The following is a 25,383-nucleotide window of genomic DNA, read 5'->3' as shown; positions in this document are numbered from 1 at the left end:
CACGTTTGAGTTACCGCCGGAGAAGAAAATGCCGTCTTGAGGGGGACCAGGCATGACTCTGCGCATGATCTTCGATCGGAAGGATCTCCAGGGGATCCGGATAGCCGAAGCACCGGACCCGCTGTGGGAGCTGGTGCTCGGTTCACATCAGCTGAGGGAGGACCGCCCGTCGGCCTGGCGGCAGCGGGTCCAGCTGAACCTGCGTCAGAACGAAGAAGCGGCACGATCGCTGAAGACGCTGTTCACCCTCGTCCCGCCGAAGGGGAACTTTCCCGATTTCCTGACTCCGCCCACGACGGCGGGATCCTTCGAAAGCGGGCTCGAAGCGGTGGCCTGCACACCTCGCGGACGGCTGTGCGCCGATCTACGGACCGTGTTCACCGGCACCGCCCCGACCTGGGTGAAACGGCTCGCCGATGGCGATCGCGACGAGGTCCACGGGGTCGTCGGCGCCCTGCGCGACGCGTACGACCTGGTGATCGCGCCGTTCTGGCACAGCATGCGCGAGACCGTCGCCGCCGACCGGGCCCGGCGAGTCCGCACGCTGGCCACCGAGGGGGCGGGGGCGATGATGCGCGGCATCCCCGGTGTCCGCGGCTGGGACGGCGAGGTGCTGGAGATCGCCTACCCCCGGCAGCGGACCGTCCATCTCGGCGGCCGGGGGCTGACCCTGATCCCGAGCCGGTTCTGCGCGAACACGCCGGTCACTTTCATCGATCCGGCGTTGCCACCGGTGCTGTTGTACCCCGCCAGCGTGACGAACGCCCGTCCGGTGGACGTGTCCCCCGAACTGGTGGCGCTCCTCGGCCGGACCCGCGCCGAAAGCCTCGGCGCGCTGCGTGTCCCGCGTACGACCAGCAAGCTGGCCTCATGCCTCGGCACCTCGATCGGCACGGCCAGCAAACAGGCCGCCGTGCTGCGCGAGGCCGGGCTCGTCACCAGCGCCCGGCAGGGCAGCGCCATCCTGCACCACCTCACCCGGCTCGGCACCGCACTGCTCGCCGGAGAACTCGACGAAGGGACCGTTCCATGAAATCGGTACTCGCCGCCGTCGCCTTGATCGCGGGCACCGCCGCCCCCGCCGCCGCGGCGACGGATTTCCCGGTGCTGCAGATGAACCTGTGCCGCAGCGGGGTCGCGAACTGCTTCAACCAGGGCGGGACGAACCCGATGGCGAAGGCGGCGAGCACGATCGTCGCGGCGAACCCGGCCGTCGTGACGTTGAACGAGGCCTGTTCGTCGGAGACGACGAAGCTGGCGGCGGACGTCAAAGCGCAGTCGGGCCGGGCGTACACGGTCGTCTGGCAGCCCGTCGGCAAGAAGGAGAACGGCCGGACGACGCCGTATCCGTGCACGTCAGGGCGGGGTGAGTACGGCATCGCGGTGCTGGCCAGGCAAGACCTCGGAGCGGTGAAGGCGCGCGAAGGCGGCTACTACGGGCCCCAGGACGGCGGCGCGGAACAGCGGGCCTATCTGTGCGCGAAGTTCGGCACGGTGAACGCGTGCACCACGCATCTCTCGACGAAGCAACCCGCGGTCGAGCAGCAGTGCCAGGACCTGAAGGGGCTGCTGGCGAAGTACGGCACCGGCACCGTGTTCGGCGGTGATCTGAACCTGCGCTACCCAGGCGATCCGAGCGCGCAGGCGTGCGTTCCCGCCGGCTCGTTCCGGAAGGGTGACGGCGGCGTGCAGCACATCATCGCCGGCGGCGCCTTCGGCTTCGGGAGCTCCGGGAAGACGTCGATCCCCGGCACCGACCACCCGGCCTGGCGAGTCACCCTCACCCGCTGACGCCCCGCATTTCGTCCTCTGAATGCGGTACTTGCGCGTGCAACCACCGCATTCAGAGGACTACTTGCGTTCGTCGAGGGGGCGGGCGTTGAGGTGGTCGGCGAGCAGCTTCCGGGCGATCTCTTCCGGATCCTGCTCGGGCGGGAGCGGCGGAGGGGGCGGCGCGGGGCTCGCGTCCTCGTTGTAGAGGTCCTCGTCCTCCTCGACCGGCTCGGGCGGGAGCGGGATGTCCGGCTCGCTCGTCGTCACCTTCGGCCGCTGAGGCTCCGGCTTCGGCGTGGGAGGCGCCGGAGGCGCACTGGGCGCTTCGGCGGACCGGCGGGTGAAAGAACGCTCGGGCGCGGGTGGCGGCGGCGCGGCCTTCGGCGCGGCGGCCTGCCGGGCCGGTGCGGCGCCGTGGACGCAGCGCACCTGCCAGTCGCCGCCGAAGACCTCCTTCAACGCGGCCGCGACCCGCTCCGCGTTGTGCGGCTCGGAAAGCCGCCGGGCCAGCGGCTCCGCGCTGTGCGTGAGGGTGACGGCGCGCCCTTCGACGCTCACGACGCTCGCCTGCGTGAGCATCGCTTCGGTGCTGCGGCCGCCCGGCACCTTGCGGATCGCGGCGAGCACCTGCGGCCAGCGGCCGCGGATCCCATCCGCGTCGGTCGCATCGCCCGAAGCCGCGGCCGGGGCGGGCGCGGGCGGAGGCGGGGTCGGCGCGGAAGGACGTTGCGGGGCGGGCCGCTCGGCGACCGGCTCGGGTCGCGCGGCGGGCTGGGGCGCCGGTGCCTGCTGCGGAGCGGGCGCGGCAGCACGTTGCGACGGCCGCTGGAACTCGCGGACCGGCTCCCCCGAGGGCGGAGCGGCCGGGGCTGGCGCGGACTGCGCCGCCGGAGCGGCTTGAGCGGGAGCGGCGGCGACGGGCGCCGGTGCCGAAGCGGCGCGGCGCTCGAGCCGTTCGAGGCGGGCGAGCAACGCGTCGGTGCTCTCGGCGACCGACGGCAGCAGCATCCGCGCCGTCAGCAGCTCCAGCACCAGCCGCGGCGAGGTCGCGCCCCGCATCTCCAAGAGTCCATTGTGGACGATGTCGGCGTAGCGCGAGAGCGTGGCGGGCTCCAGTTTGCCCGCCTGCTCCTTCATCTTCTTGAGCTCGTCGTCCGGCGCGGAGACGAGGCCGCGTTCCCCCGCGTCCGGCACCGAACGCAGCATCACCAGGTCGCGCAGGCGGTCGAGCAGGTCGGTGGCGAACCGGCGCGGGTCGTGCCCGGCCTCGGCGAGCCGCTCGACGGTGCCGAACACGGCGGCCGCGTCGTCCGCGGCCAGCGCGTCGACCATGCCGTCGATGAGCGCGACGTCGGTGACGCCCAGCAGCGACACCGCGCGCGAGTAGTCGACGCCGTCCGGCCCGGCGCCGGCCAGCAGCTGGTCGAGCACCGACTGCGTGTCCCGCGCCGAACCCCCGCCCGCGCGGATGACCAGCGGATACACCGCGGGCTCGACCGTCGCGCCCTCGGCGGCGACGTTGCGTTCCAGCAGTTCACGCATGGAGCTGGGCGGGATCAGCCGGAAGGGGTAGTGGTGCGTCCGCGACCGGATGGTGGGGAGCACCTTGTCCGGTTCGGTGGTCGCGAAGATGAAGATCAGGTGCTCCGGCGGCTCTTCCACGATCTTCAGCAGGGCGTTGAAGCCCTGCGTGGTGACCATGTGCGCCTCGTCGATGATGAAGACGCGGTAGCGCGAGTCGGCCGGGGCGTAGAAGGCCCTGTCCCGCAGCTCGCGGGCGTCGTCGACACCACCGTGGCTGGCCGCGTCGAGCTCGGTGACGTCGACACTGCCTGGGCCTTCGGGCGCGAGGTTGCGGCACGAGTTGCACTCGCCGCACGGATCCGGCGTCGGGCCCTTCGCGCAGTTCAACGACCGCGCCATGATGCGGGCGCTGGACGTCTTGCCGCAGCCGCGCGGGCCCGAGAAGAGGTAGGCGTGGTTGATGCGACCGGCGGCCAGCGCGGTGCGCAGCGGATCGGTCACATGCTCCTGCCCGACGACCTCGGCGAAGGTAGCCGGACGGTACTTTCGGTATAGAGCTAGAGCCACGCGGCGAGACTACCGGGAGGGCCCGACAGGTGAGACCGGCACCGACCCCCGGCAGGTATCCGGTGCGCTTCGGCACCGCCGAACTGCTCCAGGACGCCGACCGTCCCAACGCCTGGATGATCTCGGTCGACGGCGTCGCCCAGTCGCACGTCAACCTCGACGACCCCTTGGATCTCGAGTTCGACTACATCCGCCGGATCGCCGACGTCGTCGACTGCCTCGGCGAAGGCCCGCTCGACGCGCTGCACGTCGGAGGGGCGGCCTGCACGCTCCCCCGTTACCTCGCCGCGGCGCGGCCGCGATCTCGGCAGCTGGTCTTCGACGCCGACGGTGAACTCGTCGCGCTCGTCCGCGAGCAGCTGGGCTTGAAGGGGCTGAAGGTCCGTGTCGGCGACGGTCGCGAAGGCGTCTCCGGCAGGTACGACGCTTCGGCCGACTTGGTCATCGTGGACGCTTTCGAACGCGGAATCCTGGCCGGCGGGCTCGCGACCGTCGAGTTCACGGCCGAGATCGCGCGGGTCCTCCGCCCGGCCGGGACCTACATCGCCAACGTGTCGGACGGGCCGAACCTGCCGTTTCTCCGCCGGTTCTTGGCGACGCTGGCGGATTCCTTCCCCCACCTGGCGATCTTGGCCGAGCCGGGCGTCCTCCGGGGGCGGCGGTTCGGGAACATCGTGGTCGCCGCTTCCCGCGTCGAACTCCCCGTCGCGGACCTGACCCGCCGCGCCGCTTCGTCGGCGTACCCCGCGCGCTGCGTCGCGGGAGAAGACCTACGGCAGCTCCAGGGCAAGGCGAAACCCATCACGGACGCGGAAGCCCTGCCGTCGCCCGTGCCGCCGAAGGATGTGTTCGGGATCTTTTAGTCCCCCAAAAAAGGGGATCCCGCGCACCCGTCAGAGCTTGCTTATCCTTGCTGCCTTCCGGCCCTGGGGAGGTTCACAAGATGGACGCCGCGCGGGATCCGAGGACCAGTGTAGTCACTCCCTCCCCGGCATGGAGGACAGTGGGGGGTATGAGTACTCCGACCTGGGAAGATGTCCTCAAGGCCGCCGAGGCGGTTCATCCGTTCGTGCGGCGCACGCCGCTGTTGCGCGCCGAGGTCGACGGGCGGCCGCTGGTCCTGAAGCTGGAGCATCTGCAGCGGAGCGGATCGTTCAAACTGCGGGGCGCGGTGAACGCGCTGGTGAGCGGCCCGTTGCCGGAACGGGTGCTGACGGCGTCCGGCGGCAACCACGGGCTGGGCGTGGCGACGGCGGCTTCGCTGCTGAATCTGCCTGCGACGGTGTACGTGCCGGAGTCGGCTCCGCAGGCGAAGACGGTCCGGATCGAGGCCACAGGCGCGAAGCTCATCCGTCACGGAGCGACGTACGCCGAGGCAGCCGCGAAGGCGCTCGAAGCCGCCGCTGAGCCAGGTACGCGGTACCTGCACGCGTACGACAACCCTGACGTCGTCGCCGGTCAGGGCACCGTCGCGGCCGAAGTGGTCCAGGACGCGCCGGATGTCGACGCCTTCCTGGTCGCGGTCGGCGGTGGCGGGCTGGTCGCGGGGACGTCGCTGGCCGGGTTGCCGACGTTCGCCGTCGAGCCGGAACGATGCCGCGCGCTCGGCGCCGCGCTGGAGGCGGGTGAGCCGGTGGACGTGGAGATCGACTCGGTGGCCGCGTCCGCGCTGGGCGCGACCAGGGTCGGGGACGTCCCGTTCGCCGTGCTCCGGGACCGGGTGACGTCCGTGCTGGTCAGCGACGAGGAACTGCTCGCCGCGCGGGACCGGCTCTGGGAGGACTTCCGCCTCGCCGTCGAACCGGCCGCCGCGGTCCCGTTCGCCGCGTGGCTGGCCGGGCGGACCGAGGGCGAGCTGCCCTGCGTCATCCTCTGCGGCGCTAACAGTGAGTGGCGGCCCTGAGCACGACCCGGAACTCGGTGTGTCCCGGGCGGCTGGCGACGCCGACCTGCCCGCCGTGCGCGGCGACGACGGCCGCGACGATGGCCAGCCCGAGCCCGGTGCTGCCCGCCGCCCGCGACCGCGAGTCGTCGCCACGGGCGAACCGTTCGAAGACCTCCGGGAGGATCTCCGGCGGGATCCCCGGCCCACCGTCGACAATGGACAGTGTCACTGTCGAATCCACTATGGACAGTGAGGTGGTGACCTCGGTTCCTGCCGGAGTGTGCGTGCGTGCGTTGCCGAGCAGGTTGATCACCACCTGATGCAACTGATCCGCGTCACCGAGGACGGTGATCGGCTCCGGTGGGACCTCCAGCCGCCATTTGTGCTCCGGCCCGGCGACATGCGCGTCGGCGACGGCGTCCGCGACCAGCCGAGAGAGGTCCACCGGCTCGTGCACCACCGGACGGCCGGAGTCGAGCCGCGCGAGCAGCAGCAGATCCTCGACCAGACCGGTCATCCGCGTCGATTCCGACTCCACGCGGCCCATCGCGAACGCGATGTCCGGCGGCACCTCGGAGCCGGAGCGCCGCGTGAGTTCCGCGTAGCCGCGGATGGCCGCGAGCGGCGTCCGCAATTCGTGGCTGGCGTCCGCGACGAACCGGCGCACCCGGCTTTCGCTGGCCTGCCGCGCGGACAGCGCGTCCGAGATGTGGCCCAGCATGCGGTTGAGCGCGAAACCGACCTTGCCGACCTCGGTCCGCGGATCCGTGTCCACTTCGGACACTCGCTCGGACAGCGCGACCTCGCCGCGGTCGAGCGGGAGTTCGGCGACCCTGGTCGCGGTGGCGGCCAGCCGGTCGAGGGGTTTCATGGTGCGCCGCACGGTCACCGCGCCGAGCGCGCCCGCCAGGAGGATGCCGCCGACGGCGACCCCGCCGAAGATGAAACCGAGGCTCCACAAGGTGTCCGTGACGTCCTTGGTCGGCAGCCCGGTGATCGAGACACCGCCGTTGGACGCCTGCTTGGCCACCACGCGGTATTCCCCGAGCGAGCCGAGGTCCACGTCGGTGGGCTTGTCGGTCGGCGTCGACCGCAACAGGGCCGACAGCTGGGCCGGGCCGATCGGGTCGTGCGGGAACGGCTCGGAGACCTTCGCGTCGTAACTGGACCGCAGTACCGCCGCGACCACGCGCCCGTCCGGGAGGAGGTTCACGAACAACGAACCGGTGCTCTGCCCGTACGCGCGAAGGCCTTCAGGAACCCTTTCCCCGCCGGGGCGGCCCGGTGGCGGCGGGCGGCTGGCGCGTTCGCTGGTCTCGGCGAGACGGGAGTCGAGCTGGTCGATCAGGAAGCTCCGCAACGCCAGTTCGGTGACCACGCCCACCACCAGGCAGACGAGCGCGAGCAGGCCCGCGACCTGCGCGATCAGCCGTCGCCGCAGGGACCACGGCCGCCTACCCCGCGGGTTTGAGGACATACCCGGCGCCGCGCATCGTGTGGATCATCGGTTCCCTGTCGGCGTCGATCTTCTTGCGGAGGTAGGAAATGTACAGCTCGACGATATTCGCCTGACCACCGAAGTCGTAGCTCCAGACGCGGTCGAGGATCTGCGCCTTGGACAGCACGCGCTTCGGATTGCGCATGAGATAACGCAGCAGTTCGAACTCGGTCGCGGTCAGCGGCACCGGATCGCCGCCGCGGTGCACCTCGCGGCTGTCCTCGTCCAGGGTCAGGTCGCCGACGACGAGCATCGACCCGCTCGGCCCGGCGACCCCGCCCGCGCGGCGGAGCAGTGCGCGCAACCGCAGCGCGACCTCCTCCAGGCTGAACGGTTTGGTGACGTAGTCGTCGCCGCCCGCGGTGAGCCCGGCGATCCTGTCCTCCACCGCGTCCTTCGCGGTCAGGAACAGCACCGGCAGGTTCGGCACCTCGGAACGCAGGCGGCGCAGGACTTCCAGACCGCTCATATCCGGCAGCATGACGTCCAGCACCACCGCGTCCGGCCGGAATTCCCTGGCGACGCGGACCGCCTCTGTGCCGTCGGCGGCGGTGCGGATGTCCCAGCCCTCCATGCGAAGCGCCATCGACACGAGCTCGGACAAGGTCGCCTCGTCGTCGACGACCAGCACCCGCACGGGGCTGCCGTCGGCACGGCGCAGGCCGGCCTTCGCGGAACCGGACGAAGGGACGTTCACACTGGTCATGGTGCCATCCTGGGCGGCGCCGATGAGGCTTCTCTGTGCGCCCGCTGTGCGTTTCCTGTGAACGATCACCCCGCCGTGGCGGAATCACAGCGCGTGCCCACCGGCGGCACAGCTCCCGCACAGCGACGGCGCCGACCATGGCCGCAACCGACCTTATGGAGGCGTCCAGATGACCGAACCGACCAAACCCGCCGAATGGGGCGCGCCCGCCCCGGAAGGCGAACCCAAGAAGACCTGGTCGGGTCGCAAGACCGCGATCGCGGCCGGGGTGGCGGTGGTGATCGCCGCCGGCGGCGGCGCCGCGATCTGGGCCGGAACCGCCGCGAACGGCGCCGAACGCGGCGCGATGATGGGCGGTCCCGGTGGCGGCCGGGTGCTCATGGGCCCCGGCGGGGCGATGACGCGCGACGCGCTGCACGGCGACTTCGTCGTCTCCGACGGCAAAGGCGGCTACAGCACCGAGCGGATGCAGACCGGCGAGATCACCGAGATCAGCGCGACCTCCGTCAGCCTGACCAGCAAGGACGGCTACAAGCAGGTCTACACGATCGACGCGTCGACCATGAAGACCGGCGAGCCCAAGGTCGGCGAGACGGTGATGGTGACCGCCAAGGTCACCGGGAACACCGCGACGGCGACGACCATCGGCAAACCGGGGCAGAACCAGCGCGGCGGGCCGCCCGGACAGCGCCAGGACGGTCAGCGACGCTACTGAGCCACCACGGCGAGCAGCGCGGCGGCCGTTTCGGCGGGTTCCTGCCCGGAGGTGTCGAGGACGACGCGATCGCCGCCGGAACGCCGCATCCGGGCCGCCTCGGCGATCGCGCGCGCGGCCACCCGGTCCCGTACGCCGGGTGGCGCGCCGCGTAGCTCGTCGCCCGCCAGCAAGGCGGACTCGCCTTCGGCCCGGCGCCGGACCCGCTCGGTGAGCGTGGTGTCGTCCGCGTCGAGGTGGACGACGGTGACGGCGTCGAAGACCCGACGATGCTCCGGGCGGAATTCCCGGGCCACGACGATCAATCGCTTCGCCCCCGCGTCGCGATAACCGCGCCAGACGGCCGACAGCAGTGCCGCCTCAAGTGCCGGGTCCGGGCCGGGGTTCGCGAAGCCGAGTTGCGCGAGATCGACGTACGCGACGGGCGCGTCCCGCTCCCACAGGTCCCGCAGCGCGCCGAACGCGGCGGTCGACTTGCCGACCGCCGTCGGGCCGGTCACCACGGTCACCGGCCCGGGCTGCGGCTGGCCAGCGTCCGGCGTGCGAACGGTTCCGGCGTCCAAGGTGCAGCGGTGGAACAGTGCTTCGACGGTCTGCTCGGGCCGCTGGCCGGTCGTGTCCATCGCCTCGCCGAAACCGGCGCGGTCGTAGACGTCCGCCACCGCGAAGAGGTCGGGCAAGGCCGCGGCGGGTGAGCCACGGCCGAGGAAGCGGCGCCGGAGTTCGTCGCGATCGCACGTCAGCCGGATGAGCGTGAGGTCGAAGTCCGGGCTGTCGATGTACGGCTTCGCCGGGTCCACCACCCCGGACACGACGACCTGCGCGGTACCTCGCAGGACTTCCAGTACGCGCAGCAGATTCGCCGCCTTGATCGCGTGCGCGGCGTCCCCGCCGCCGGGCGGCGGGCCGATCAGCCCGAGCTGGTCGATGTCGACGTACGCGACGCTGCCGCCCGCTCGCGTCAGGCGGGTGTACAACCCCCAGGCGGTGGTCGATTTCCCGGTTCCCGGTGCCCCGGTCGTCCAGAGCACGGGTGTCTTCGCTGCCCCCATGGGTTTCGATCTTAGGAACCCCTGTCCAGTGAAATAGGGCAGAGTTGAGCCCGTGCGGGACATCAGTGGTTCGCTGGCGAGGCAGGCGTGCGCGGTCGCGGCCGTCTGCCTGATCGCCGACGCCGGGCTGTTCCTCATCGCCGGGCCGCCGCTCTCGCTGGGCTGGCAGGCGTGGGTGGTCTTGATCGGCGGCATCCTCGCGAACGCCGCGCTCGCCGGGCCTTCGCGGTATTCCGGCTGGGTTTCCGCCGCGCACGGCGCTTTGCTCACCGCCGCGCCGCTCCTGCTGTTCCCGTACGACCACTATCTGCAGGCCACCAACGCCGGTGTGCTGATCGCGGGTTACCGCGCGGGCGCCTGGCTTTCGGCCAAACCCGCGGTGGCGGCCCTGGTGACGATGCTCGCCGGTCTCTTCGCCTGCAACATCATCCCGGTCGACCGGGCCGACCGGGACTGGCGGCTGCTGGTCATCGACGTCGGCGTGAGCGGGCTGCTGCCGTGGATGGTCGGCCGCTACACGACCGCGCGGCGCGCGTACATCGCCGATCTCCAGCGCGCGGAGGAACAACGGCAGCAGCATGAAGCCGAGGCCGTCCGCCGTGCCGTCGTCGAAGAACGCACCACGATCGCCCGCGACCTGCACGACGTGATCTCCCACCACGTCAGCGCCATCGGCGTGCACGCCGGCGCCGCCCGGCTCGGGCTGCCGGAAGGCGAACCCGCCGTCCGGCGTTCGCTCTCGGCGGTCGAGTCGTCGAGCCGGGCCGCGATGGCCGATCTGCGGCGCCTGCTGGATCTGTTGCACGGCAAGGAGAACGGCGACGTCCAGCGGCAGCCGGGGCTGGACAACCTCGACGAGCTGCTCGACAACCTCCGCACCGCCGGGCTGCCCGCGCGGCTGACCAGCCACGGTGGGCCGCGCGACCTCCCGGGTTCGGTGGACATCGCGCTGTACCGCATCGTGCAGGAGGCGCTGACGAACGCGCTCCGGCACGGCGCCGGCGGGATCGTCGAGATCGACCTCGCCTACCGGCAGACGGAAGTACTCCTCACGATCACGAACGAGATCGGCCGCCCGAACGGGTCGGCCGAATCGACGAAACGCGGCCTCGCCGGGATCAGGCAGCGGGTCGCGTTGTTCGGCGGCCAGGCCGAATGCGGACCGCTCGACGACGGGCGGCACTGGCGGGTTCGAGTCGGTTTTCCTTTGGAGGCACAGTGATCCGGGTTCTGCTGGCCGACGACCACGCGATGTTCCGGTCCGGGATGCGCGCGGTGCTGGACACCCAGGCGGACTTCGAATGCGTCGGCGAGGCGGCGGACGGACGCGAGGCCGTCGCGCAGGCGGCCTCGCTGCGGCCGGACGTCGCGGTCCTCGACGTCCGGATGCCCAAATTGGACGGTCTGGCCGCGACCGAGGCGATCATGTCCGCGCCCGGGAACGACACCCGCGTTCTCGTGCTGACGACCTACGACTCCGACGAGTACGTCTACCGCGCGCTTCGGGCCGGTGCGAGCGGATTCCTGCTGAAGAGCCTCGCCCCCGAAGAGCTCGTCTCGGCCATGCGGGTGGCCGCCCGCGGCGACGCGCTGATCGACCCGACGGTGACCCGGCGGCTGGTGTCGACCTTCGCCACCAGCATCGAACCCGCGGCCGCCGAACCGGCGGAGCTCGAACGGCTCACCTCACGCGAGCGCGAAGTCCTCCTGCTCGTCGCCGACGCCTCCAGCAACGCGGAGATCGCCGTGCGCCTGCATGTCGGCGAGGAGACGGTGAAGACCCACGTGTCCCGGATCCTGGCGAAGCTCGGGCTGCGGGACAGGGTGCACGCCGTCGTCTACGCGTACCGCAACGGATTGGTGGGGAACTGACCCGGCGGGGCTTGATCGGTTCGCCGCGCGGGGCGCCCGGTGCCAGAATCGCCACAGGGCACGTCGAGGCGGGGAGCTGTGGATGAAACGCTGGGTCACGCTCACGATCGGTCTGGTCTTCCTGCTGGTCGGCGGCGTCTGGGTGCTGCAGGGCGCCGGCGTGCTGACCGGCAGTTTCATGACCGGGCAGAAGCTGTGGTTCCTGATCGGGCTCGTCGCGTTCCTGGTCGGGGTGGTGCTGGTGGCGGCCACCGCCGCCGCACACGGCAGACCTCCGGTGAGGACCGGGCCGACTAGCCACGGTCGTTATCGCCGGACACGCGTGATCAGAGCCGCGACACGTGTGATTGGAGGCGTAACTCGCGTGATTGGGTGGCGAACTCTCGGCATCAGGCGATCTTGAAGATCGGGTAGCCGGGCGCGATCTCCAGCAGCTTCTCGTCCGACGCCTTCGCGTCGACACCGTCGAAGAAGACACCGACCTCGAACTTCCAGCGCTTGAGGTACGCACGCAGGATCTCGGGCTTTTCGTGGTCGGCGAGTTCGGTGTAGGTGAACGTCTCGGTGCGGCGTCCGACGCTGAGCTGCCCCTCGCCGGCGACGCGCAGGTTCCGCACCCACTGCGTGACACCCCGCGGGGCGACCAGGTAGCGCTCGCCGTCCAGCTTCAGCAGGTTGACCGGGACGGAGCGCAGTTCGCCGCTCTTGCGACCACGGACCGAGAGCACCCGGCTGCCCAGCACGCTGACGCCGAGCTTCGTCAGCTTGAGCACGAACTCGTTGAACGCGTTGGTCGCCTTGGCCGGTTCGACGTAGCGGATCGCGGCGTCGGTGGCAGCAGTACCGGTGGTGGCGGCGGGGGCCGTGGCGGTCATTTCATCTCCTCGAAGTTTTCGAGAGCGGTGCTCTCTGTTAAGAGCAGTGAACACCAGAGCAGTGCGCCATGTCAAGAGCAGTGCTCTCGTTTAGGTGCGATGCTCTAGAGTGAGAGCATGGCCGCCACTCAGACCGCGCGCGAACGAGCCCGCGCCGAGCTCACCCGCGAGATCAAGGACGAAGCCCGCCGCCAGCTCGCCGAAGTCGGCGCGCTCGGCCTCTCACTCCGCGCAGTCGCGCGTGAGCTGGGCATGGTCTCGTCCGCGCTCTATCGGTACTTCTCCAGCCGCGAGGAGCTGCTGACCGCGCTGATCGTCGACGCGTACAACGCCGTCGGAGAAGCCGCGGAAGCGGCCGACGACCCGAAGAAGGGGCCGCTGGAACGCTGGGCGTCGATCTGGCACGCGGTCCGAGCCTGGGCGAAGGCACACCCGCACGAGTACGCGCTGATCTACGGTTCGCCGATCCCCGGCTACCAGGCCCCGCAGGACACCGTCGCCCCCGCCGGACGGGTGGCGTTCGCGCTGGTCGCGGTTCTGCGCGACGCGAACCTCCGGGTCGAGACCGAGGTCGGCGAGATGCCGGTCGAGCTGCTTCACCAGCTCGACGCGCTCACCGAAGTCCTCAAGGTCAACCTGGGGCCCGAGACCGCCTCCCGGCTGATCATGGCCTGGACCCAGCTGTTCGGGATGATCAACTTCGAGCTGTTCGGCCAGTACGTCGGCTCCGTCGACCCGGCGGACGCCTTCTTCTCGCACGGGATCCGTCAGATGGCCGAGTTCACCGGGATCAAGATGACCGGCTGAGCGCGGTCCACGAACGCATCAGCAGCTGGACGGCGTCGACGACGTCCTCGTCGCCGGTCCCCTCCGGGCTGAGGAAGCGCTGCAACAGGAGACCGTCCTCGAGCGCGTGCACGATCAGCGCGAGGAAGGCCGGATCGGCGGGCGGTTCCGCGCCTCGTGCGGCGAGCTCGGTCCGGATCGAGGTCTCCAGCAGTGCCCTTGTCGACTTCTCGCCTTCGCCGACGAGCGGGCGGGCATCGGGATTCCGCAACGCGTACAGGGCCAGCTCGGTGCGCAGCGTCAGCCAGCCGGCGAGATGTTCGGCGCGTTCGACGTTCCACGCGCGCAGCCGGTCCATCATCTCGGCGAAGGAGCCGACGCCGTCACGCAGCGCGGCGACCTCCTCGGCCTCGCGCTGGGTTCGGCGGCGCAGCAGCTCGACGACCAGCTCGTGTTTGCCGTCGAAGTTGCCGTAGAAGGCGCCGCGCGTGAAGCCGGCGCGCTCGGCGATCTGCTCGACGGACGTGCCGTTGACCCCGCGTTCGGAGAACAGCTCGGCCGCCGCCGCGAGCAGGCGCTGCCTGGTCTGCTCGCGGCTTTCCTCCCGCGTCAAGCGTTTCGCCGTCACACGGCGATCTTAGAGTTCGGGCTGCGGCTTCCGGCCGGACAGCCACACCCCGCCCGCGAGGACGGCGGCGGCGACCACGACGGCCAGGGCGGTGAGCGACCACAACGCCTGGCTCGCCAGGAACGCGGCGACCGCGCCGAAGAGAACGGCGACGAGGAGCAACGGCGTGGTCCGGACGGCTGCGGCGGCGGGGACGGTGGCCATGGGAGGTTTCCCTTCGGGGGTCGTGCGCGGAACACTCGGTTTTCGCGGAGGAGACCTCGGCGGCTCGGTGGTCTTACGCCGGGTGGCCCACGGATCACCCGTCCGGGCGAGATACCGGCGTGGCGGCTAGCGTCACGACGAGACGACATCGAGGGAAAGGCGGCTCGCGGTGGAGAAGTGGGCGGAGCAGGTCGGCAGGATCCGGGTGATCGGAACCGGGGTGATGGGCCGGGGCATCGTCCAGCTCGCCGTGACGGCGGGGCTCGAGGTCGAGCTCGCGGACGCCCGGCCGGAGGCGGTCGGCGAGGCCATCGACCAGGTCGGCGCGATGCTGGACAAGCTCGCTTCGAAGGGCAAGATCACCGAGGAGGCGGCCGAGTCCGCGAAAGGCAGGCTGATCGCGGCCGAGGGTCCGCTGACCCCCGCCGACGGCGTCGACCTCGTCGTCGAAGCGGTCCGCGAGGATCTGGAGATCAAACGCGCGCTGTTCGCCGAACTGGAACGCGTCTGCGGCCCGGACACCGTGTTCGCCACCAACACCAGCTCGCTTTCGGTCACCGAGATCGGTGCCGCGCTGACCGATCCCGGCCGGTTGCTCGGCCTCCACTTCTTCAACCCGGTCCCGCTGATGCGGCTGGTCGAGGTCGTGCCCGGCGCGCGGACCGCCGCGTGGCTGCCGCCCGCCGTGACCGAACTCGTCCGCGGCTGGGGGCACGAACCCGTCCTCGCCCGCGACGCGCCGGGTTTCCTGGTCAACCACGCCGGCCGCGGGCTCGGCACCGAAGCGCTGCAGATCCTCGCCGAGGGGATCGCGAGCCCGGCCGAAGTGGACCGCGTCGCCCGTGACGTGCTCGGCCTGAAACTCGGCCCGTTCGAACTGCTCGACCTCACCGGTCTCGACGTCTCGCACGCCGTGCTCGAAAGCATCTGGAGCGGCTTCCACGGCGAACCGCGGTTGCGGCCGTCGTGGCTGACGCGTCCCCGGGTCGCCGCCGGGCTCTTCGGCCGCAAGAACGGCGAAGGCTTCTACAGCTACGTCGATGGGCAACAGCAGGTCGAGCCGGAACCGGCCGCGCCGGAGGCTCCGAACACCCCGGTGTGGGTCGACGACGAACGCCTCGGCACGCTGCTCTCGGCGGCGGGCATCCAGGTGGTGCACTCCGCCTACCCGGACACGGTCCTGATCGTCAGCCCGATCGGATCGTCCACTGTGGACGCCGCACTCGCGGCGGGTCTCCCGCCCGAACGGGTCGTCGGCGTCGATCCCCTCGGCGACTACACGAAACGCCTGACGCTTTCGGTCCACCCCGCGCTCGATCCGGCCGCCGGCCGCACCGCCTGGGGCGCGCTCGCCGCGACCGGCCTGCCGGTGACCGTGGTCCGTGACGGCCCCGCGCCGATCGCGCAGCGGCTCCTCGCGTCGATCGTCAACACCGCCTGTTTCATCGCCGGGCAACGGCTCGCGACGCCGGAGGACATCGACACCGCCGTCCGGCTCGGCCTCGGCTACCCGCGCGGGCCGCTGACCTGGGGTGACGAGGCGGGCGCGGAGCTCGTGCTGCGGGTACTGCGCGGTCTCGTCGCGAGCACCGGCGACCAGCGCTACCGGCCGAGCGCCTGGCTCACCGAACGCGTCGCGCTCGGCCTGCCGCTGACGTCGACGGGCACCTCACCGGCGGACCTCCTGCGCTGATACCCCAAAGCGCGTGAAGGCCCCCTTCCCTCGGCTGAGCCGAGGGAAGGGGGCCTTCACGCGCGTTCGCCGCCTACCAGGGGCGGTCGGTCACGGAGCCGTTGGAGGCGTTCCAGAACACGTAGCCGCCCTGGAAGTTGTTCTGCCGTCCGCCGGTGACGGCCATCTCGTCGGTCGTCGGGTAGCGCAGGTACGAACGCTCCCAGCCGAGCGCCGCCCAGCGTTTGCGGATCTCGCCCCAGACGCCGTGCGAGTCGGTCGCCATCGACCAGTAGATGGAACCACCCTTGGTGAAGTGGGTGTACCGGCCGACACCGTCCGGCGTCGCCGCCTCGTCCATGGTCGGGTACCCCATGGGGCCGGCTTCCCAGCCGAGCGCCGCCCACCGGACCCGGATCCGGCCGTGGATCGCCCTCGCGTCCGTCTGCACGGTGTAGTAGATCGACGCGTCCTTGCTGAAGTGGTTGTAGCGGCCGAGTCCGTCCGGCGTGCCGGCCTCGTCGGTGCTCGGGTAACCCAGCGGTCCGCGCTCCCAGTCGAGCGAAGCCCACTTCTGCCGGATCCGGCCGTAGATCGGATGAGCCCCGGTGTTCACGGTGTAGTAGATCGACGTCTGCAGGACGCCGGGCCAGACCGGGAAGTGGTTGTACCGGCCGACACCGTCCGGAGTGGACTGCTCGTCGGTCGCGGGCGGCCCGAACTTCACATGTCCGCCGGCGGCGAGGTACTTCTTGAGGATCTCGCCTTCGATCTGCTTCACGCCCGTGTCTTTCGACCAGTACAGCCGCCCGCGCTCGTAGATGCGGAAGCGGACCGTGCCGTCGACGGCCTCGGGCGCGGTCGGCGCGCCGAGTCGTTGCGCCAGCGCGGGTTCGTCGCGGTAGCGCTTGTCGATCGGGGTGATGTAGTTCGCCGTGATCGTCTGATCCGTGGTGCCCATGGTGATCTCGGTCAGCCGTCCGGTCGCGCCGTTCGACCAGCCGGTGAACGTCGACGCGCCGTCCGAGGCGACCTCGGCCGCCTGGATCTCCACCTTCGCGCCTTCGACCACCATCGCCGACGAGGCCCCGCCTTCCGGCGTGATGCCCAGCGCCGCGGCGACGTTGCTGGTCAGCGTGAGCCGGTGCTCGCGCGGCTTCGCGATGTAGGTCTTCGAGACCTTCACGCCGGCGCTGTCGGTCGCCGTCGCGGTGAACTCCAGGTTGGAGTCCGTGTGATCGGTGAACGGCATGGCGAACTCGGCTCCGGAGCCGCTCTGGTCCGGATGCGCGTGACAGACCGCGTTCTCGGGGCAGTGCCGGACCAGGGTGGTCCAGGTGACCGGGAGGGCGCCGTCCTCGGTGTCGGTCACGGTCGCGCCGACCTTGACCTCCTCGCCGACGGCGAACAGGCGCTCACCGGGGTCGGTCATGGTCAGCTTCGGCGAGTGGTTCCCGGGCGCCACGGCGATGTCCGTGCTCCCGGACGCCTGCAGTCCGTCCTTCACCGTCAGCTTGGCGGTGAACTTCTCGGTGCCCGCCGGGTAAGTGTGGCTGACCTTCGCGCCGGTGCCGGTGGTGCCGTCACCGAAGTCCCACTCGTAGGTGAGCTGGTCGCCGTCGAAGTCGTACGAACCGCTGCCGTCGAAGGTGACCGTGCGGGTTTCGGGGTTCGTCTCGGAAGTGGCGACCGCGACCGGCGCCTTGTTCCCGGTGGTGTAGCTGAGCCGCCGCAGCAGACCGCTGTAGATGTCGGCGTAGACGATGTCGCCGTTGGCCGCGGCCAGGAACTTGACCGGACCGCCGATACCGGTGAACTTCGGCGGCGTCTCCTGCGGGCGGACGACGCGGCCCTGCGTGTCGTACTTGGCCGTCCAGAGCTTCTGGGTGGCGTAGTCGCCGAAGAAGTACGCGCCCCGGTATTCCTCCGGGTACGACTCTCCATTGTAGACAATGCCGGCGGTGATGCTGTTGCCGTTGTCGATGCCCTGGCCGTGGCGGATCGCCAGCATCGGCGGGGTGTTCACGGCCGAAGCGCACTGCGGCATCGCGGAGAACCCGTCCGCGGGCTGGTTGCCCTCGAAGCAGGGCCAGCCGAGATTCGCGCCCTTCTGGACGAAGTTGATCTCTTCCCAGGTGCCCCAGCCGACGTCGCCGACCACCGGCAGGCCGGTGCTGGCGTCGAGGCTGAACCGGAACGGGCTGCGGAAGCCGCTCGCGAACACCTTGGAGCGCAAGGAGTTCGGGTTCGCCGCGGTGTAGTACGGGTTGTCGGGAACGCCCGCACCGTCCGAGGTGATGTGGAAGATCTTGCCGAAGATCTTGTCGAGGTCGTACACGTTGAGCGCGAACGGGTCGGCCGCGCCCTGGAACCGGGAGCTGTCGCCGGTCGAGACCCACACCGTGCCGTCGGGGGCGGCCACGACACCGGTGATGCCGTGGATGTCGGTGTTGGCGGCGCCCTCGATGAGCACCTTCTCACCGGTCAGCCCGGTCGGCTCGGCGGTGCCGGTGACCGTCCAGCGCGACGCGCGCAACGCGATGCCGCCGCCGGCGACGTCGACCGCGCGGGCCGTGTAGATCGTGCGGGAGGTGGCGAAGTCGGGCGCGATCGCGATGCCGACCAGCCCCAGGTCACCGCTGCTGCGCACCGGCAGGGTGGCGATGCTCCGGGTCTGCCCGGTGGTGGACACCCAGGCGACGTTGCCCTGCTTCCCGGTGGTCAGCATCGAGCCGTCGGGCAGGTAGGCGAAGTCGGTCAGGTCGTACGGAGCCTGCCCGCTCTGCTGGTCACGCAGGACGAAGCCAGGCGGAAGCACCGGCGCCGCGGACGCCGATGTGGACGTCAACGGCACCAGCAAGGTCACTATCAGCAACGTCACGAGGGCGTGACAGAGCACACGAAATCTCGACGGCATGCAAGGGCCCCTTTCCCCAGTCGAACGTCTCATCGAAGGGACCCACGTGGACATTTCACACTTTCGAGTGCCTTTATCGAACTGTGATCACCACCGCCGGTCGATCACCTGCCCCGTGCTCCGGTTCCAGGTGATGTAGCCGCTCTGGAAGCTGCTCTGCCGTCCGATGGGGATGCCGAACTCGTCCGTCGCCGGGTAGCGCAGGTACGACCGCTCCCAGCCGAGCGCGGCCCATCGCTGCCGGATCGCGCCGTAGACCGCGTGCGAATCGGTTGCCATCGTCCAGTAGATCGAGCCCGCCTTGGTGAAGTGGTTGTAGCGGCCGACACCGTCCGGCGTGGCGGATTCGTCGGTCGTCGGGTAGCCGAGCGGGCCGGTCTCCCAGCCGAGCGCCTCCCACCGGACCCGGATGCGCCCCCAGATGGCGCGCGCGTCGGTCGGCACCGTGTAGTAGATGGACGCCTTCTTGCTGAAGTGGTTGTACCGGCCGGCACCGTCGGGGGTCGGGAGCTCGTCGGTCGTGGGGTAGCCGAGCGGGCCCGTCTCCCAGCCCAGCGCCGCCCATTTGACCCGGATCCGGCCGTACACCGGATGCGCACCGGTAGACGGCGTCCAGTAGATCGACGACTGCATCGTCCCCGGCCGGTTCGGGAAGTGGTTGTAGCGCCCGATGCCGTCCGGGGTGGCGGTCTCGTCGGTCGCGGGCGGTCCGAACTTCCGGTGCCCGCCGAGCGCGAGGTACTTCTTGAGGATCTCGCCTTCGATCTGCTTCACGCCGGTCTCGGCGCTCCAGTAGAGCCTGCCGTTCACGTACGGCCGGTAGCGCACGGTCCCGTCGGCGACCTCGGGCCCGACGGGCGCGCCCAGACGTTGCCGCAGCGCTGGTTCCGCCTGGTAGCGCTTGTCGATCGGGGTGAGGTAGTTCGCGGTCAGGGTCAGGTCGCCGGCCGGAACGGTGACGGTCACCGTGCGCGAAGTCCGCCCGTCGGACCAGTTCGAGAACGTCGACACGCCGTCCGCGGCGATCTCCTCCGCCACGACCTCGAACGTCGCGCCTTCGGTCACCATCGCGGTGCTGACCCCGCCCTCGGCCGGGATGCTCAGCGCCGCGGCCACGTTGCCGGTCAGGGTCAGCCGGTGTTCACGCGGCATGGCGACGTACGTCCTGCTCGCCGTCACCCCGGCACTGTCGGTCACCGACGCGGTGATTTCGATGCGGGAGTCCTGATGGTCGGTGAAGGGCACGGTGAACGCCGGTCCGCTGCCCTGCGAGCCGGGGTGTGCGTGACACGTCGCCTCCTCCGGGCAGTGCCGGATGAGGGTGGTCCACGACACCGGCAGCCCACCGTCCTCCGCGTCGGTCGCCGTCGCCCCGACGACGACCGGTTCCCCGACCGCGAACGTCCGTGAGCCGGGATCCGTCATCACCGGTTCCGGCGAATGGTTTCCCGGCACCACGACGACGTCCGTGCCGCCGGACGCGCCGAGCCGGTCCGTGACGGTCAGCCGAGCTGTCGCTCTCGTGAGCTCGGTGCCGTACGTGTGGGTCACGCGGACACCGGTCTGGCTCGTACCGTCGCCGAAATCCCAGTGATAGGTCAGCGGATCGCCGTCGAAGTCGTACGAACCGCCGCCGTCGAAGGTGACCGTGCGGGTTTCGGGGTTCGTTTCGGAAGAGGCGACCGCGACCGGTTCCGCGTTCGTCCCCGGATAGCTGAGGCGCCGCAGGTTGCCGGTGTGGATGTCGGCGTACACGATGTCGCCGTTGGCCGCGGCCGCGAACTTCACCGGCCCGCCGATGCCGATGAACTCCGGCGGCCGCTCCGGTGCGCGTACGAGCCTGCCTTGGCTGTCGTACGTCATCGTCCAGATCTTCTGCGTGACATAGTCACCGAAGAAGAAGGCGCCCCGGTATTCGTCCGGATAGGACGATCCACTGTAGACGATCCCGGCGGTGACGCTGTTCCCTTCGTCCACTCCGGAACCGTGGTGGTACGCGGTGATCGGCGGCGTGTTGACCACCCCGGCGCAGCCCGGGAGACCGGAATACCCCGGCGTGGGGGCGTTTCCTTCCCAGCAGGGCCAGGCGTGGTTCGCGCCCGGCCGCACGACGTCCACCTCTTCCCAGGTGTTCCAGCCGACGTCGCCCACGACCGGCAGGCCGAGCCGCGGGTCGAGGGAGAACCGGAACGGGCTGCGGTAGCCGCTGGAGAAGACCTTGGAGCGATTGGCGCCCGGCGCCGCGGCGGAGTAGTACGGATTGCCGGGTACACCGGCTCCGTCCGGGGTGACGTGCAGGATCTTGCCGTAGAGCTGATCGAGGTCGAGGGAGCGCAACGCCCCCGGATCCATCCTGGTGAAGTCGGCGGCGTCGCCGATGGAGATCCACAACGTGCCGTCCGGTGCCGTGACGAGCCCCGTGATGCCGTGGACGTTGTGGAACCCGGGAAGGTCGACGAGCACACGTTCGTCCGTGAGGCCGGTGGGGACGTCCGTGCCGGTCACCGTCCAGCGCGCCACCCGCATGGTGAACGCACCACCGCCCGTGTCGAACGACCACGCGAGGTAGATCCGGTGCGAGGTGGCGTAGTCCGGCGCGATGGCGAGACCGACGAGCCCGAGGTCGCCGACGTCGTGGACGGGCAGGTTCGCGACCGTCCTGGCCGCACCGGTGACCGGCACCCAGGCGACCTTGCCGCTTTTGCCGATGCTGAGCACGGAACCGTCCGGCAGGTAGGCGAAATCGGTCAGGTCGAACGCGGCCTGGCCGCTCGGCTGATCACGCAAGACGAAGCCGGACGGCAGAGTGGGCGCTCCGGTCGCTTCCGGAGCGCCCACCCATCCCGGGAGAAGCAGGATGGAAACCGACAGTGCGACGAGTACCCGGCTCCAGATCATCGGCACTTCCCCATTTCCGGCGTGTCCTGGGCACGTCGCCGGGAGCGGGGAAGTCATTGCCGCCGGGAGCTTTCATTTATCTCAAAGCAACCGAACCGCAATGATCGCCACGGATCGCGCTCGGTCAATTACCCAAGGGTCGTTTCGGGTTCCATTGACCCGTAGACAAAGGCCCTGAGTGTCCACAAGGGACATCTCGTGTCGATCAGATGTCCGTTTGATGCCTATCCGCCCGTTTCTGTACGGGGGTCGTGAGTGAAAATGAGGGTTAGAACCACCCAAATCACTCACGACCTGCGGATCAGGCCACGACCTGCACCACGTCGCCCTTCTGCAGGGTCGTGAAGTACTTCTGCGAAGCGGCCGCGGACAGGTGGATGCAGCCGTGCGAGTACACCGAGAGGCTGCCCGTGTGGAACGCGATACCCGGCAGGAAGAACACCGAGTTCGGCATCGGCGCGTCGAACTGCTTCGAGTGGTAGTTCTTGACCTTGGCCGAAACGTGGAAGACGCCGGTCGGCGTGGCGTACCCCTTCTTGCCGGGCAGTTGCTTGACCGGACCGTAGATGACCTTGCCGTCCTGCAGGAGCCACGTCTTGAGCGCGGAAAGGTCCACGCAAGCGCTCACGCCCGGTGAGGCCAGCGCGGCCTTGCAGGGCACGTCGGCGGCGTTCGCGGCGGGCTTGGGCGCCGGTTTCGGCGTGGGCTTCGGCGTCGGCTTGGGCTTGGAAGACGTCGGTTTCGGCGTGGAGCTGCTGCTGCTCGGCGTCGGCGTAGGCGTCTGGGACGACGACGTGGCCGGAGTCGAAGAGGGCGCCGACGTGGTCGTGGGCGCACCCTGCGCGACGGCTCCGCCACCGGGCGCGCTGCCACCGGCGTCGCCCGAACACGCGGTCAGCACCAGCGCGGTGGCCAGTGCGGTCACCCCCACCAGGAACTTCTTCACGACCCTTACCCCCGTTTGTCCGTAGTCCGTCCGACATGGGTAAAGACGGAGCTCACCCGGGCGGGGTTGTTGATCGGCAGGTCACGATCGCGTCTCAGGGCCTGTTGGCGGAGCTGAAGGTTTACCCCGAAGCGTGCCCAAACGCGTGAACCCGCCCTGGCCGAAGGCCCCGCTATCGCGGTGGCAGGGCGCCCTTCACCACCATCGCGACCTGAAAGACCAGACAGCGCCCTGCCGACGTCGATCGCGGACGCGGGTTCACCAGCAAAAACTCAGGGCACGCGGCCGACGACCCTCGCGTACATCCGGCCCGGGTTGGCGCCTTCGTCCAGATATCCGGGCAGCGGCGGCAGGTCGCGCGCGAACACGGCCAGCCGCCCGAACAGTTCGTCCGCGTCGCGGGGCCGCCGGTCCGGGTCCTTCTCCAGGAGATCCGCGAGCAGCACGTTCAGTCCACCCGGGACACCGGCCACTTCGGCCGGGCTCTCCTTGACCTGCTTCTCGAACACCGCGTACGCCGTCGGGCCGGTGAACAGCTGCCTGCCGGTCAGCATTTCGTGCAGGACGCAGCCCAGCGCGTACAGATCGCTGCGCGGCCCGGCGATCCCGCGCTGGATCTGCTCCGGCGCCATGTACGCGGGGGTGCCGAGGATCTGCCCGGCACGGGTGAACTGGGCGACGTCGGTCTCGCGCAGCATCGCGAGCCCGAAATCGAGCACCTTCACGCTGCCGTCGGGGCACAGCATCAGGTTGGTGGGTTTGAGATCGCGATGGCAGATGGAAAGCGCGTGCGCGGCGGACAGCACGGCGCAGGCCTGCGCGGCGATCGCGGCCGCCCACGGCACCGGCAGCGGCCCGTGTTCGGCGGCCAGATCGGCGACGGTCACGCCCTCGATGAACTGCATGACCTGGTACAACCGCTCGTCGTAGGTGCCGAAGTCGTACAGCGTCGGCGCGCCCGCGTGTTCCAGGGTGGCGAGGATCCGCGCCTCGCGGATGAAGCGCTGTTCGAGTTCGGCGTCCGGGCCGCCGGGAAGGCCGAGGAACTTCACCGCCACGCGGCGGCCGAGATGCCGGTCGTGGCCCGCGTACACCGCGCCCATCCCACCCCGTCCGAGCGGCAGCTCGTCGAGTTCGTAGCGGTCGGCGATAAGCAACCTAGTTCTCCGGCTTGAGCTGTCCTTCGGTGAGCCCGGCCAAGCCTAGCCTCACCAGCTCCAGGCCCGATTCCGCCGCCTCGCGCAGGGCGTCCTCGAAGGCGGCGAGCCGGGTGAACGCCGCCCCGTGCGCGCGTTGTGTCTCGATCGGCAGCCGCGGGATCCGGGTGCGTTTGAGGTCGATCCTGGTCGAGGAGGTCGGTGCGATCCGCCCGGCCGCGCGCAGGCAGCCGGCGAGGAACGCGGCGTCCAGCCGTTCGGGATCGGTGCGGTACTTCGACATCGTCGGCTCCGCCGCGAACGTCTCTCCACTGTGGACATACGCGGGAACGGCGGGTGACGCGACGACATCGCCTTCTTCCACCGATTCCGGCACGGTGAGCACGCCGGATTTCAGCAGCTCCCCGATCGTGACGTACGAAGGCTTCTCGTCGGACACGACCAGCGCGGGGGGTTCCGGCCGAACACCTTCGAAACGCTTGAGGACTTCAAGGAACGCTTCGCCGGCGTGTTCGCCGCGCGCCTGATGAAGGGCCGGGGAAAGGTCGATCTCTTCGTCGAGCAGTTCGATGATCCGGACCGTGCCCGGCACGTCCGCACCGCGCAGATATTCCTCCACAGTGGACGGATCGGTCGCCAGCAGGAGCCGGGACGGCGGACGTTCGCCGGGTTCCGGCCGCCGCAACAGCCAGAGATCCGCGCCGCCGACCGTGACCACGGCACGCAAAGCCCCGGCACGCAACAGGTTCCCGCGGATCCTCCGCCCCGTGCGACGGCCGGCCGCGGCGGGTGGCATGCGGATCGCGACGAGCCCGCCGGGTTTCACGTGCGCGAGACAATGCTGCACCCAAGCCAGCTCCGGTTCGCCGCGCGGCGGCTGGCCGTACACCCAGCGCGGGTCGCCGATGAGTTCGTCGTAACCCCATTCCCGTTCGTTGAACGGCGGATCGCAGACGACGGCGTCCGCGAGCACCCCTTCGTAGGAGTCCATCGACAGGGCGTCCGCGCCGTACATCTCCATGTCCGCCCCCGCGAGCAGGAGCCGGTGCGCGGCGATGCACGAGGTCGCCGGATCGTCGACCTGGCCGAGCAGCCGGGTCCCGCCGGAGGCCAGCAGCAGCGTCCCGAGCCCGCACGCGGGGTCGAGCACGACACCGGGTTCGGGGCCGATGAGCCGCGACATCAACGCCGCCACCGGTTCCGGCGTGACGGACAGCTGGCGGGAATGCGCCTCGACGTAGCGTTCGCACAGGAACTCGTAGGCTTCGCGCGCTCCTCGCTCTTCGACGAAGCGGTCCAGCAGTCCGAGCAGTTCGGCGTCGTCGTAGCGGGGCGAGTAGGTCCACACGCCGCGCCGCGACAGATACGAGCCCACCCGGCCGACGCGGTCGCCGAGCGCCAGATCGTCGCCGAGGTTCCGCAGCCGCTGCCAGACCCGGTCGCCGAGCGAGATCTCGACCGGCTTCCCCCGCTCACGCAGCCAGTTTTCGACGGCGAACAGGGAAAAGAGGGGGCTCGACGCCGTCCCGCCGACGGGCGGCGGAAAATCGCCGTAACGTCGGCGCCAGTTGCTGACGGCGGCGCGGCCGACGCCGGCGATGCGCGCGATGTCCGCCGCGGTGACGGTGGCTTGCTCCTCCATCGCCGCATCGTAACCGACAGCTGACGATTCCAACCCTTTGTTTGTGAACTCAGTACACAGCTGCTT

At 70.2% G+C, this 25,383-nt stretch carries 22 protein-coding genes and 1 other RNA gene; 10 read left to right on the top strand and 13 right to left on the bottom strand.

Annotated elements, in window-relative coordinates:
- The first annotated feature begins 52 nt into the window (after window positions 1-52).
- Together AVR91_RS01545 and AVR91_RS01540 are read left to right on the top strand one after the other, a co-directional pair.
- A complete protein-coding gene (locus tag AVR91_RS01545) occupies window positions 53-1,033 on the top strand; it encodes an ArsR/SmtB family transcription factor (protein ID WP_063271774.1) in 981 nt (326 codons plus the stop codon).
- Window positions 1,030-1,791 carry an endonuclease/exonuclease/phosphatase family protein gene (locus tag AVR91_RS01540; protein ID WP_063271773.1) on the top strand — a complete coding sequence of 254 codons (762 nt, stop codon included), beginning with the start codon at window positions 1,030-1,032 and terminating at the stop codon, window positions 1,789-1,791. Before AVR91_RS01545 ends, AVR91_RS01540 begins: the two co-directional genes overlap by 4 nt.
- A 60-nt stretch (window positions 1,792-1,851) precedes the next feature.
- Here AVR91_RS01540 and AVR91_RS01535 read toward each other — a convergent pair whose 3' ends face one another.
- Window positions 1,852-3,864, bottom strand: a complete 2,013-nt coding sequence (locus AVR91_RS01535; RefSeq protein ID WP_063271772.1) for a DNA polymerase III subunit gamma and tau — start codon at window positions 3,862-3,864, stop codon at window positions 1,852-1,854.
- Between the two features lie 29 nt (window positions 3,865-3,893).
- Here AVR91_RS01535 and AVR91_RS01530 point away from each other — a divergent pair, with 29 nt between their 5' ends.
- Window positions 3,894-4,727, top strand: a complete 834-nt coding sequence (locus tag AVR91_RS01530; protein WP_063271771.1) for a spermidine synthase — start codon at window positions 3,894-3,896, stop codon at window positions 4,725-4,727.
- A gap of 8 nt (window positions 4,728-4,735) precedes the next feature.
- Here AVR91_RS01530 and ffs read toward each other — a convergent pair.
- Window positions 4,736-4,830, bottom strand: an RNA gene (gene ffs, locus AVR91_RS01525) — signal recognition particle sRNA small type.
- A gap of 46 nt (window positions 4,831-4,876) precedes the next feature.
- Between ffs and AVR91_RS01520 the strand changes: the two genes are divergently transcribed.
- Window positions 4,877-5,767, top strand: a complete 891-nt coding sequence (locus AVR91_RS01520) for a serine/threonine dehydratase (protein WP_063271770.1) — start codon at window positions 4,877-4,879, stop codon at window positions 5,765-5,767.
- Here the strand turns inward: AVR91_RS01520 and AVR91_RS01515 are convergent.
- Both AVR91_RS01515 and AVR91_RS01510 read right to left on the bottom strand, forming a co-directional pair.
- Window positions 5,745-7,226: a sensor histidine kinase gene (locus AVR91_RS01515; protein WP_063271769.1), complete on the bottom strand. Its 1,482-nt coding sequence runs from the start codon at window positions 7,224-7,226 to the stop codon at window positions 5,745-5,747. The two genes, AVR91_RS01520 and AVR91_RS01515, sit on opposite strands and share 23 nt — an antisense overlap.
- A complete protein-coding gene (locus AVR91_RS01510) occupies window positions 7,204-7,953 on the bottom strand; it encodes a response regulator transcription factor (protein ID WP_063271768.1) in 750 nt (249 codons plus the stop codon). Before AVR91_RS01510 ends, AVR91_RS01515 begins: the two co-directional genes overlap by 23 nt.
- 169 nt (window positions 7,954-8,122) lie before the next feature.
- Here AVR91_RS01510 and AVR91_RS01505 point away from each other — a divergent pair, with 169 nt between their 5' ends.
- Window positions 8,123-8,668, top strand: coding sequence for a hypothetical protein (locus AVR91_RS01505; protein WP_063271767.1), 546 nt, complete (start codon window positions 8,123-8,125; stop codon window positions 8,666-8,668).
- Here the strand turns inward: AVR91_RS01505 and AVR91_RS01500 are convergent.
- Window positions 8,662-9,720: a hypothetical protein gene (locus AVR91_RS01500; protein WP_063271766.1), complete on the bottom strand. Its 1,059-nt coding sequence runs from the start codon at window positions 9,718-9,720 to the stop codon at window positions 8,662-8,664. The two genes, AVR91_RS01505 and AVR91_RS01500, sit on opposite strands and share 7 nt — an antisense overlap.
- A gap of 52 nt (window positions 9,721-9,772) precedes the next feature.
- Here AVR91_RS01500 and AVR91_RS01495 point away from each other — a divergent pair, with 52 nt between their 5' ends.
- The 3 genes from AVR91_RS01495 (at window position 9,773) to AVR91_RS43270 (ending at window position 11,995) form a co-directional block, all read left to right on the top strand.
- Window positions 9,773-10,942 carry a sensor histidine kinase gene (locus AVR91_RS01495; protein ID WP_063271765.1) on the top strand — a complete coding sequence of 390 codons (1,170 nt, stop codon included), beginning with the start codon at window positions 9,773-9,775 and terminating at the stop codon, window positions 10,940-10,942.
- Window positions 10,939-11,592 (top strand): response regulator, encoded by a 654-nt coding sequence (locus AVR91_RS01490; RefSeq protein WP_016337954.1) that lies wholly within the window; start codon window positions 10,939-10,941, stop codon window positions 11,590-11,592. The genes AVR91_RS01495 and AVR91_RS01490 overlap by 4 nt, the downstream gene beginning before the upstream one ends.
- Window positions 11,593-11,674: 82 nt before the next feature.
- Window positions 11,675-11,995 (top strand): hypothetical protein, encoded by a 321-nt coding sequence (locus AVR91_RS43270; protein ID WP_063271764.1) that lies wholly within the window; start codon window positions 11,675-11,677, stop codon window positions 11,993-11,995.
- Here AVR91_RS43270 and AVR91_RS01480 read toward each other — a convergent pair.
- Window positions 11,982-12,467 carry a nitroreductase/quinone reductase family protein gene (locus AVR91_RS01480; RefSeq protein ID WP_063271763.1) on the bottom strand — a complete coding sequence of 162 codons (486 nt, stop codon included), beginning with the start codon at window positions 12,465-12,467 and terminating at the stop codon, window positions 11,982-11,984. The two genes, AVR91_RS43270 and AVR91_RS01480, sit on opposite strands and share 14 nt — an antisense overlap.
- 117 nt (window positions 12,468-12,584) lie before the next feature.
- Between AVR91_RS01480 and AVR91_RS01475 the strand changes: the two genes are divergently transcribed.
- Window positions 12,585-13,274 carry a TetR/AcrR family transcriptional regulator gene (locus AVR91_RS01475; protein ID WP_063271762.1) on the top strand — a complete coding sequence of 230 codons (690 nt, stop codon included), beginning with the start codon at window positions 12,585-12,587 and terminating at the stop codon, window positions 13,272-13,274.
- Here the strand turns inward: AVR91_RS01475 and AVR91_RS01470 are convergent.
- Complete coding sequence (locus AVR91_RS01470; protein WP_016337958.1) at window positions 13,258-13,881, bottom strand: TetR/AcrR family transcriptional regulator; 624 nt, start codon at window positions 13,879-13,881, stop codon at window positions 13,258-13,260. The genes AVR91_RS01475 and AVR91_RS01470 overlap by 17 nt on opposite strands.
- Window positions 13,882-13,890: 9 nt before the next feature.
- The gene (locus AVR91_RS01465) at window positions 13,891-14,085 is read right to left on the bottom strand and encodes a hypothetical protein (protein ID WP_016337959.1); all 195 of its coding nucleotides are present in this window, start codon (window positions 14,083-14,085) and stop codon (window positions 13,891-13,893) included.
- A gap of 169 nt (window positions 14,086-14,254) precedes the next feature.
- Here AVR91_RS01465 and AVR91_RS01460 point away from each other — a divergent pair, with 169 nt between their 5' ends.
- Window positions 14,255-15,778 (top strand): 3-hydroxyacyl-CoA dehydrogenase, encoded by a 1,524-nt coding sequence (locus AVR91_RS01460; protein WP_063271761.1) that lies wholly within the window; start codon window positions 14,255-14,257, stop codon window positions 15,776-15,778.
- Between the two features lie 73 nt (window positions 15,779-15,851).
- Here the strand turns inward: AVR91_RS01460 and AVR91_RS01455 are convergent, their stop codons facing one another.
- From AVR91_RS01455 to AVR91_RS01435, 5 genes are all read right to left on the bottom strand, one after another.
- A complete protein-coding gene (locus AVR91_RS01455) occupies window positions 15,852-18,674 on the bottom strand; it encodes a PQQ-dependent sugar dehydrogenase (protein WP_063271735.1) in 2,823 nt (940 codons plus the stop codon).
- Between the two features lie 87 nt (window positions 18,675-18,761).
- Window positions 18,762-21,572 carry a PQQ-dependent sugar dehydrogenase gene (locus tag AVR91_RS01450; protein WP_063271736.1) on the bottom strand — a complete coding sequence of 937 codons (2,811 nt, stop codon included), beginning with the start codon at window positions 21,570-21,572 and terminating at the stop codon, window positions 18,762-18,764.
- Window positions 21,573-21,873: 301 nt separating this feature from the next.
- Entirely contained in the window at window positions 21,874-22,518 is a 645-nt protein-coding gene (locus tag AVR91_RS01445; RefSeq protein WP_063271737.1) for a L,D-transpeptidase, read from the bottom strand.
- 272 nt (window positions 22,519-22,790) lie between these two features.
- Window positions 22,791-23,675, bottom strand: a complete 885-nt coding sequence (locus AVR91_RS01440) for a serine/threonine-protein kinase (RefSeq protein WP_063271738.1) — start codon at window positions 23,673-23,675, stop codon at window positions 22,791-22,793.
- 1 nt (window position 23,676) lies between these two features.
- Window positions 23,677-25,317: an N-6 DNA methylase gene (locus tag AVR91_RS01435; protein ID WP_063271739.1), complete on the bottom strand. Its 1,641-nt coding sequence runs from the start codon at window positions 25,315-25,317 to the stop codon at window positions 23,677-23,679.
- Between the last annotated feature and the right edge of the window lie 66 nt (window positions 25,318-25,383).

The organism is Amycolatopsis keratiniphila subsp. keratiniphila (assembly GCF_001620365.2).
GTDB lineage: Bacteria > Actinomycetota > Actinomycetes > Mycobacteriales > Pseudonocardiaceae > Amycolatopsis > Amycolatopsis keratiniphila.
This window is presented reverse-complemented; position numbering and strand designations above follow the sequence as displayed.